The sequence below is a fragment of the Petralouisia sp. genome, from assembly GCF_056822245.1.
Genome location: NZ_JBQIOP010000080.1, coordinates 1 through 8,486, shown reverse-complemented (window position 1 = coordinate 8,486; position 8,486 = coordinate 1). Strand labels below are relative to the sequence as shown.

At 51.6% G+C, this 8,486-nt stretch carries 11 protein-coding genes; 3 read left to right on the top strand and 8 right to left on the bottom strand.

The window, feature by feature from the left end:
* From ACTO17_RS19015 to ACTO17_RS19005, 3 genes are all read right to left on the bottom strand, one after another.
* The coding region (locus tag ACTO17_RS19015; RefSeq protein WP_482559036.1) for a VOC family protein at nt 1-154 on the bottom strand (154 nt) is incomplete at its 3' end.
* 138 nt (nt 155-292) lie between these two features.
* On the bottom strand, nt 293-574 hold the full coding sequence (locus tag ACTO17_RS19010) for a hypothetical protein (RefSeq protein WP_437124382.1): 282 nt from the start codon (nt 572-574) through the stop codon (nt 293-295).
* A 26-nt stretch (nt 575-600) separates the two neighbouring features.
* Nucleotides 601-807 carry a hypothetical protein gene (locus ACTO17_RS19005; protein ID WP_437124380.1) on the bottom strand — a complete coding sequence of 69 codons (207 nt, stop codon included), beginning with the start codon at nt 805-807 and terminating at the stop codon, nt 601-603.
* Nucleotides 808-955: 148 nt separating this feature from the next.
* Here ACTO17_RS19005 and ACTO17_RS19000 point away from each other — a divergent pair, with 148 nt between their 5' ends.
* The 3 genes from ACTO17_RS19000 to ACTO17_RS18990 all read left to right on the top strand — a co-directional run bounded on the left by ACTO17_RS19000 (nt 956) and on the right by ACTO17_RS18990 (nt 1,930).
* Entirely contained in the window at nt 956-1,270 is a 315-nt protein-coding gene (locus ACTO17_RS19000) for a helix-turn-helix domain-containing protein (protein ID WP_033143530.1), read from the top strand.
* A 133-nt stretch (nt 1,271-1,403) separates the two neighbouring features.
* A complete protein-coding gene (locus tag ACTO17_RS18995) occupies nt 1,404-1,664 on the top strand; it encodes an AbrB/MazE/SpoVT family DNA-binding domain-containing protein (protein ID WP_196930918.1) in 261 nt (86 codons plus the stop codon).
* Complete coding sequence (locus tag ACTO17_RS18990; RefSeq protein ID WP_006861304.1) at nt 1,661-1,930, top strand: type II toxin-antitoxin system RelE/ParE family toxin; 270 nt, start codon at nt 1,661-1,663, stop codon at nt 1,928-1,930. The genes ACTO17_RS18995 and ACTO17_RS18990 overlap by 4 nt, the downstream gene beginning before the upstream one ends.
* Before the next feature lie 132 nt (nt 1,931-2,062).
* Here the strand turns inward: ACTO17_RS18990 and ACTO17_RS18985 are convergent, their stop codons facing one another.
* The 5 genes from ACTO17_RS18985 to srtB all read right to left on the bottom strand — a co-directional run.
* The gene (locus tag ACTO17_RS18985; protein ID WP_055221092.1) at nt 2,063-2,476 is read right to left on the bottom strand and encodes a dUTP diphosphatase; all 414 of its coding nucleotides are present in this window, start codon (nt 2,474-2,476) and stop codon (nt 2,063-2,065) included.
* Nucleotides 2,473-3,180 (bottom strand): FAD-dependent thymidylate synthase, encoded by a 708-nt coding sequence (locus ACTO17_RS18980; protein WP_482559035.1) that lies wholly within the window; start codon nt 3,178-3,180, stop codon nt 2,473-2,475. Before ACTO17_RS18980 ends, ACTO17_RS18985 begins: the two co-directional genes overlap by 4 nt.
* A 46-nt stretch (nt 3,181-3,226) precedes the next feature.
* Nucleotides 3,227-3,514 (bottom strand): hypothetical protein, encoded by a 288-nt coding sequence (locus ACTO17_RS18975; RefSeq protein ID WP_322170213.1) that lies wholly within the window; start codon nt 3,512-3,514, stop codon nt 3,227-3,229.
* Nucleotides 3,515-3,612: 98 nt separating this feature from the next.
* Complete coding sequence (locus ACTO17_RS18970) at nt 3,613-4,095, bottom strand: hypothetical protein (RefSeq protein ID WP_482559034.1); 483 nt, start codon at nt 4,093-4,095, stop codon at nt 3,613-3,615.
* A 71-nt stretch (nt 4,096-4,166) separates the two neighbouring features.
* Nucleotides 4,167-8,486 (bottom strand): class B sortase (gene srtB, locus ACTO17_RS18965; RefSeq protein WP_482559033.1); only part of this gene is annotated, 4,320 nt, incomplete at its 5' end.

Sequence of the window (8,486 nt, the reverse complement as noted above, 5' to 3'; positions counted from 1 at the left end):
CAAGCCAGTCAAAATCCTGCTGCAATGCCAGGCCGCAGGTAAAAGCAATGTTTCTGCCATAATCCTGGAACACCTCTAATCCAAACAAATCCTCATAAAACTTTCTCGCGGCGTTAATGTCGGCCACCGATATAAGCATACATACATGTTTCATGCAAATACTCCTTTCAAACTGTGGTTTCCCATTTCCACAAAAGATGATCTATCATTATCTGTAAGTCCAACCGGATTGTCACTGGCCTTCACGGCTGAAAGTTTATTATACCATAGAGCAGCCGGTATCTCCACTTTTTCATATCCGGTTTTGTCCAGGATTTGTCCTGTTTTTGTCCAAGATCAGCCCTACGGGTATTTCCCGCAGTTCTTTCCGAAATTGATGTGTAAACCGGATTGTCCTCACCGTGCCTCCTTTTTCCCTCCCGTCATACACAGCGATCACCCGGTCTGAGTGTTCCACCATGTAGCGGTTCCGGTGGGAATAGACGCTGGGGTGGTATTTCTCCTGCATGACAACAACATCCGCGCAAGCCTCCAGCATTTCATAAGTCCGGCCCTTTGCCATCAGGCTGTCCAGGCGCTTTTGATAGGGAATGACAGCAATCAGCTCCAGCGCCGGATTTGTCTTTTTTTCTCCAGCACGATCTCGGCAAAATACTGATCCACGCCGTCAGCAAAACCGCTCATAAAACGGGTAAACCCGTCAGCAACGGCAGAATCAATTTCACGCCGCAGGGCTGCCTTTACACGGCCTATCTCTTTCTGGGGTAAATCTCTGTGCCCGGTGACACAGCAGGTCTTTCCTTCCATTTCTATTCCTCCATCCGATAGGTGTTATTCTTCACTTTCCATATTGTAATAGATTTAATTTAGCAAGTCAACGGAAACACCCCTTTTCCCTTTGCGAATAATGCAAGGGTGTGAGGTACAATCTATTACAGAATGGGAGGTGAAGGCGATGTATGAAGATTTTGTCCCGGAACGGCTGGCAAAGCTGCGGACACAGAAAGGCGTATCTGCGCGCGATATGTCTCTATCGTTAGGACAGGCAAACAACTACATCAACAACATTGAAAACAAAAAGTCACTTCCCGCCATGCAGTCTTTTTTCTACATCTGTGAATACCTGGGTGTAACACCGCAGGAATTCTTTGATGAGGGTAACACCTGCCCCGAAGCCTTGCGGGAATTTATCGCAGAGGCGAAACAACTCGACTCCAAATCCATGCAGTATATCCTCGGTATTATGAAAGAACTCAATAGCAGAAAGTAAGCGGTCACGGTGCTGGCCGCTTTATTTGTAAATTTTTTTCGTACCCCTTGCATAAATCCCTCAAAATGGATATACTATAAGTAAGAAAGTGAGAATTTCCCACTTTCAAACTCAAAGCAAAGGAGATGATTGTATGCTGGCCGAATTGCGTCAAAAAGCCCAGGTCACAATTCCAAGAGAAATCATCGTTAAACTCGGTCTGTCCGAAGGCGATAAACTGGACATCTTCGAGAAGGACGGTTCCATCTGCATCATGCCGGTGGTCGTCTATCCAAAGAACACCCTGAATGAGCTCCGGGAAGAAATTGACGGGGTAAAAGCAAAAATCGCATCCGGGGAGCAGCCTGTCTTTGACAGCGTGGACGCCCTGTTTGACAAATTGGAGGCTGAATGATGGCGTATGAGTTTACCTTTACGCCCCGTTTCCAAAAGCATTTTAAGGGCCTGACCGTACAGGAGAAGAAGCAGCTTAAAAACAAGCTGGAACTTCTGGCCGAAAATCCTTCCCATCCGTCGCTGCGCACCAAACGCATCCAGGGAACCACGGACCTTTTTGAGTGCAGCGTCAACATGGACATCCGCATTATCTGGTATTACGAAGGCGACAAAATGATTATCCTGGTGGACGTAGGGCATCACGACATATTAAAGCAGTTTTAAGCAGCAGGGCGGTACGCTATGACAGTGTACCGCCTTTTGCTGCTTTTCTTTTATTGTACCCTGCAATTCTCCTGATATGCCCAATCCCACTACCGGCGATCATTCCCGAATTATTCTCTAAAAGTCACTTTTTTATTTTCCTGTACTTCCAAATCCGCCTGTGCCGCGCTGCTCGCCAAGTTCGGTAACAAAATCCGCAATCACAACCGGGGTAATCACAAGCTGCCCCACGCGGGAACCTTTGGAAAGCTCCTGTGTCTGATTGCTTACATTACTGATGATCGCATGAATCTCCCCACGGTAGCCGGAATCCACGGGCGGCAGTTCACAGACAAGACCCTTAACCGCCATGCTGGTGCGTGGAAACACATAGCCTGCATATCCGTCCGGCACCTCGATTCCAAACCCAAGAGGAACCTTTGCAATCTCGCCCGGCTGCAAAGTACAGTCATAGGGCATGTAAACATCCGCACCGGCATCGTTCCCATGCGGACGGAATGGACGGCGGCTCTCCGGCACGCCAAAGTCAATCAGTTTGATCTTCATGTGCCGCCTCCTTCAAAAAGTGCCGGATAGTCCGCTTTCAGAAGATCCTCCGGCATCATGTCCGCATCTATTTTTCTGCCGCAGGTCATTTTCCCCTCCAGGCATTTGTCCCGCTGGCAGAACGGCCCTGTAAGACCGGGGGCAAACAGCGCCGGGCTTAAAGCATAAAGCTCCTGCCAGATTTTCAAAAGCACGATCCGGGTTTCGTCCGTATTGCGCCGGCATACCCGCTGACTGATGATGTGTTTCCACTGATAGGGTGTAGCGCTGATCATCAGCACATTCCGAAGGCCCTGGGGTGTGGCATAGCCCGCCGCATCATGGCCGATTCCTTCGGCGCACAGCTTTTCGTAACAGTCCATGCCTTCGTGACAGCTTTTTAAGTATAGTTCCCGAACCGCAGCCGGGGCGGCCAGAACCTCATAGGGTACGGAAAAATCCGCCTGACCCGCATAATTGCTGTATTGTAAGGACGCACTCATAAATTTTACCTCGTTCTGGTGTCTGGTAATCTGTGCCAGAAAGCGCCGGCTTGCTCCTACAACGGCAACGGTAATGACCGCAAATTTCTGAACCGTTGGGTGCGGAAGGCCGCTGATTGCCGCCACGGTATTCTCGCTGAACGATTTTTCATAAAGGGCCATCAGGTCGTCCATTGTGGCAATCCGGTGGCCCCTTTGGGTGAGCCGGGCGGCAAAGACCATGTTTTTCTCGGCCTCTGCAACCGCCTGGCAGTTCAAAATCTTCACTTCAATTTGGTTGATTGGTATGTCCCTCCTTTACAATAGCTTTCAGTAAGAACAGATAGTTGAGGCTGTCTGTGATCTTTTCATTCCATGTGCTTATATCGTAATCCGTATCACTGTCAAAGCACATGTCATACAGGGAAACGATATGCTTCGCCAGCATCCCGGCAAGGGCACGCTCCGGCGTGGTGTGCTGCAAAGCTGCCGCCGCCTTAAAAGCCCCCAGCCGGTCCGTATCGTCCCCGGTGTATTCTTTGGTTTTCCGTTGCAGGATTTCCCTGCATAAAGCCACCTGCTCGTCAAAGGCAGCATTGACTTCCTTTTGTGTGATATGGCATCCCTCCTTCGAAAAATGGATTGTCCCGGATTTTATATATTATTCGGGACATTTTAGGCGCTCGGCAGATAAATCCAGTCGTGCATCAGGCATACGCTGGGTTCGTCCTCTCTGGGAACCAGGCGGTAGGTACACTCCCCGTACACGGTCCGTTTGTCCTCAATCTCCATTCCATACGCCTTATAGAAGCGGTATTCCAGGTTGGAAATGATACAGCGGAGCGTCTGCAGCGCCTCCCGCTGTGAGGTCACGATCAAATCCCGGTCAATGCTGCGCTTTAGGAACAGCAGGGATTTATAAAGCTGTACCTCCGTCCGGTAAGGGCGGCAGTCCTTATGCTCCAGCCAGCCGCTGAAAGCTACCGGCCCGCTCTGGACCACATCATGCTCCGGGTGGTAATACTCGTAGCAGTCCAGGTTTGCCGTGTTCAGAAGGTAGAGCATTTCCCGGACCTCATTTTCCGACATATCATAGAAACGCAAAAGAGAACGGTACAGATGGACATAGCCGGGTATCGAAACAATGGCATTCACCATAGAAAAATCCTCCTTGTAAATAACGGGTGCGGGAGCTTTTGCCCCCGCACCGGTTTCTTAAAAATATTCGGTTATTCCACTTCCAACAGTTTTCCCATGACGATGAAGCGGCTCGCGCCTCCGGGCGTACAGGTGGAAAGGGTCAGCACCTTATCACTGGAAGTCACCGTAACATCGGTTTCAATGACAGACCGGCCCGCCATTTCAGAAAGCCATGTGGTGTAGGCGCCGTCATCCTTCCAATTAAGACGCCAGGGGGAAGTGTCGCTGCCGGACTCGCTGGGTCTTGCCACAAATGCCGTAAAAATTTCCACGATATAGCCGCCGCCAGGGGTGACAAGGTACATCTGCGGGTGTCCGTCAAAATAGCTCTGTTCGTCATACTCATTCAGCGCAGCGAACATGGAGCCGTCCCGCATGTTGTGGCCGTAGATAATGGTATTGCGATCCGAAAAATCCTTCTTATTTTCATAGTCTGCGAACAGGCAGCCCGTCTTATTATAGGTACCGTCATACAGATGGTGCAGGTAATACTCGTTATCATCTGTCTGCGTTACCGGGTAGTTAATGGCCGTATCAGGAAGGGTAAGCCATCCGATGATGTCCGGCCCGGTTTCCCGGAGCGCATCAAAATCCACTGTGGGGAGGATCACAGAAGAGTCCTCCCCGGCAGGTTCCGTTTCCGTATTATCATCCTCCGGCGCTTCGGTCTGCTCCGGCATCTCCACAAGAGCCGAAATGTCCTCATAAGCTCCGGCGCTCTCGGAATACTGGTTCAGGTCGCGGACCATCAGAAACCCACTGCCAAGCGCCAGCAACCCGCAGAGGGAAACCACCGCAATGCCGACAGCTTTTCTCTTTGGGGTATTTCTGCTGTACTTGCCCTTTTTGAAATAGACTGCGGCAGACAGCCCGCCGCCGATCACAGCCAGCGCCAGAAGCCCGCCATACAGGAAAATGAAATTGTCATCCCCGGTCTGCGGTACCGCTTTATCAGGGTTAGACGGCGTGGACGGATTAGAAGGTGTTTTCGGATTATCCGGGTTGTCCGGCGTTTCCGGTTTCTCCGGCTTTTCATTGAAGAACTGAACCGTTGCAGTTTCGTCCGCCTTGATCTCCACGGTGGCAGCATCAGGAATGATATAGTCCTTGCTTGCCCGGTTGGAAATTTCCGTTATGGTATAAAGGCCGACGCGCAGCCCTTCGACTTCGATCACGCCGGATTTTGGGCTGGTAAAGGTTTCACAGTAGGAGCCGTCCGCACTTTTCACCTCAAAAGCAAACCCGTCCTTGCGCCCGTCGCTGGAATCCTTTGTAATCTTCAAATTCCCGCGGTACGCCTCATTGGTAAAACCGCGCCCAGCCTTGCCGTTTTCCACAACCGCCACCTGGCCGTCCTCGGTGATCTCAAAGTAGTAGGCGTTTTCGTCAAGCTGATAGCCCTCCGGCGCCTTGCTTTCCTTTACGAAATAGCCCTTTGCCAGAAGGTCCTCCGCTGTGTGGTAGCCCGCATCCGTCTCCTTCAGCGCGCCGATCTTCGTATCTTCGGAATCCAGCTCCTTATTGCCATTTGTGTCCTCATACAGATCGAATGCCGCACCGGAGAGGAAACGCAGGAAGGTGTTATTATCTTTGTCCTCCTTCACCACAGAAGAAGGCTCGTCCACGGCTTCGGTTTTCATCACCTGCACGCTGCCGCGGATCAGGGTATTTTCCACTTTGATTTCAATGCTCTGGCCGTCCACACCAATATAGATATGGTGCTGCTGCGGGCTTACCGTATAAAGCGCCGGAGAAGAAATTTCCTTTACGATCCAATGGCCGTAAGGGATATTCTCAAAAGAAAAGCTGCCATCCTCGGCAGTGGTGACAGTAAGCAGCGCGTTTTCCCCGGTAAATTCTTCAGTATCAGGACGGAACAGGCCCATGACCGCACCGGACAGCTTTACATCTTCGTCGCCCTCCGGGTTTTCACCGACTTTCACGCCGTCCACACGCCCGCGCAGCAGGTCGTTGGAAACAGCCTCGCCCTCATTGACAAGAATCTGCACCAGCGCTGCCTCCTGGCCGGCATACTCAAAGACAACCGGATATTCCGTATCAGAGAGGATATAGGCGCTGTTTGTGGTGCATTCCTTCACATAGTAGCTGCCAAAAGGCAGGTCGGAGGCAAAGGAAGCGTCATAGCCGCCAGCCTCATTCGGGTCAATGGAAACCACCTCTAAAAGCCCACCCGCCGGGATCACGCTGCCGTCAAGAGCCGTCAGGTCAGCGGAAGCATACAGGCCGAAAGAAATATCTTTGTATTCCTCATTCATGCCAAGCCCAAAAAGATCGTCCGTTTCCAGTGCTTTGAACAGACTAACATCCACCTTCTGGCGCTCGTCATAAAGACCGATGGCCGTCTGTGTCACTTCCACGGTCTCGCCTGCATAGGTAAGCTCTGCATATTCCGGCTGGGTGTTTAAGACCATCCCCTCCGGCGCCTGGCGTTCTTCCAGCCGGTAGCGGCCAAGGTACAAAAGCCCGCTCTGGGCGGTTCCATCCTCCCCGGTGGTAAGGGTTTCCACAACCGTATCTTTTGCCGCCCTGAGTGTACCGTCGCCGGTATAAATATCTTCATCTGCGATCACGTCATAGACTGCGCCCGGCAGCCCCATGACTTCATACACCGGCTGGTACAGCCCATCGTTCTCCTGGACGGAAGCGAATACCTCGCCGGTCTTGGTGATGGTAAGCTGCCCCTTCTGCGGCATATTGTACTGTGTAACCGTAACAACGGCCTCGCTGCCGTCAATGGTAAACGGCACCGGTTCATTGGAAAGCACATAACCGTAGGGCGAAGCCACCTCGTAAAGTTCAAAATTCCCGGTGTGCAAAGGCTCCGGCAGCATCAGCCAGCCTTCATCCGAAACATAGAAAGTATCAAGGGTTTCCGGGTTCGGATAGTAAATATCCTGGGTGACAAATTCCCCGGTGGAGAGGTCCTTAATCTGGAAGCCCGTGCCCGTCATCGGGATAATATTGCCGGTCTCCGCGTCGCATTTCTCCACTTTCAGCCGTGCCGTGATGGTACGGTTATTCAGGATATAGCTGTAAGTCTGTCCGTTGGAGGAAATAAAGACCGTAAAATCCGGGATAAATGCTTTCCCTTCTTCGCCGGCTACCTGGTGGACTGTATAACGGCCATAAGGCAGCATTTTGGAAGCTGCAAAACCATCATTATCCGTTGTCAGCAGGTCACGCTCGCTTTCCTTTGCCGCGTCATAGCTGCCTGCCGCTTTCAGGTAAACCTCAAAGACCGCACCGGCCTCCGGGCGCTCAATGACGCCTTCGTTTGGTTCGTCCGTATTTTCATCCCCGGACACATCCGGGTCCAGGCCATCCGTATGCTTCACAAGCTGGATATTTCCGTAAATGACCGTTTCCGTCACCTGGTTCTCGGTGGTATTCAGTTCCACTTCATATAGGGTCGGGGAAGCGCCCACCTCATAGACCGTATCGTTTAAGAGGTCGCCGGTGCTGGGATCAATCTCCCGGACAGTCCAGTTATCACCGCAGACATAGTACCGGGTCATAAAGCTGCCGTCCGGCCCGGTGGTGTAGGTGTCTACCAGCTCGCCATTGTTATAAATTCCGTAGGTTGCCCCGGCAAGGGTGGCGTCGCCCTGGGCGGTGCCGGTATCAGCATCGCTCTTTACCACATGGACACGGAATTTTTTCAGGATATTGCTGAAATGCACCGTGGAGGTCTGGCCGCTTTCAATGGTGACATACTGCGCGGAAGGGGTCACATAGCGGTCCATCGGCAGCTCTTTCACCAGATAGGTGCCGGGCAGCAGCTTTTCTTTGATCTGCCCGTTCTCCCCGGTAGTTACATTTTTATCTACTTTATTCCCCAGAATGTCCGTGCCGGAAATGTTGAAGGTGATCCCGGACACAATACCGTCCTCGCTGGTCTTGACGATCTTTGCGGTGCCGTAGGTCTCGGTCTTGATCTTTACAAAGAAGGAGACCGGGTCACTGGCACCGGTCATCATGGTCTGATAACCGGGACGGCCCCAGATCAGCATATCATTGGCAACCGGAATATCCTTCCGGAATTCAAAGGTCACAGGGTCCATAATCATGTTCTTACTGGTGAACGTGTACTTGTTCCCGTTTCTTGTGACGGAAACGCCGCTGCCTTTCAAAGTCTCCAGATTGATTTTCAGGTTATTGGTGTCCGTGACGGTCAGGGTATAAATTTTTTTCTCTGTGTCCCATTTCAGTTCCAGTTCCGGGGCTTTGCTTTTCTTTGTGGAAGTAAAGGAGGGAACCGTGGAATGGGAAGCAACCTGTGACAAAATCCAGTTGTAGGCTTTTTCCGCAGGACGTCCGGCAATCACGCT

What these genes read in the sequence shown, in the direction of transcription:
- ACTO17_RS18985 (WP_055221092.1), bottom strand. Translation starts at nt 2,476, where the DNA reads ATGAAGATCAAACTGATTGACTTTGGCGTGCCGGAGAGCCGCCGTCCA.
- ACTO17_RS18990 (WP_006861304.1), top strand. Translation starts at nt 1,661, where the DNA reads ATGATGGCGTATGAGTTTACCTTTACGCCCCGTTTCCAAAAGCATTTT.
- ACTO17_RS19000 (WP_033143530.1), top strand. Translation starts at nt 956, where the DNA reads ATGTATGAAGATTTTGTCCCGGAACGGCTGGCAAAGCTGCGGACACAG.
- ACTO17_RS18970 (WP_482559034.1), bottom strand. Translation starts at nt 4,095, where the DNA reads ATGGTGAATGCCATTGTTTCGATACCCGGCTATGTCCATCTGTACCGT.
- ACTO17_RS18995 (WP_196930918.1), top strand. Translation starts at nt 1,404, where the DNA reads ATGCTGGCCGAATTGCGTCAAAAAGCCCAGGTCACAATTCCAAGAGAA.
- ACTO17_RS18980 (WP_482559035.1), bottom strand. Translation starts at nt 3,180, where the DNA reads ATGGTCTTTGCCGCCCGGCTCACCCAAAGGGGCCACCGGATTGCCACA.
- ACTO17_RS19005 (WP_437124380.1), bottom strand. Translation starts at nt 807, where the DNA reads ATGGAAGGAAAGACCTGCTGTGTCACCGGGCACAGAGATTTACCCCAG.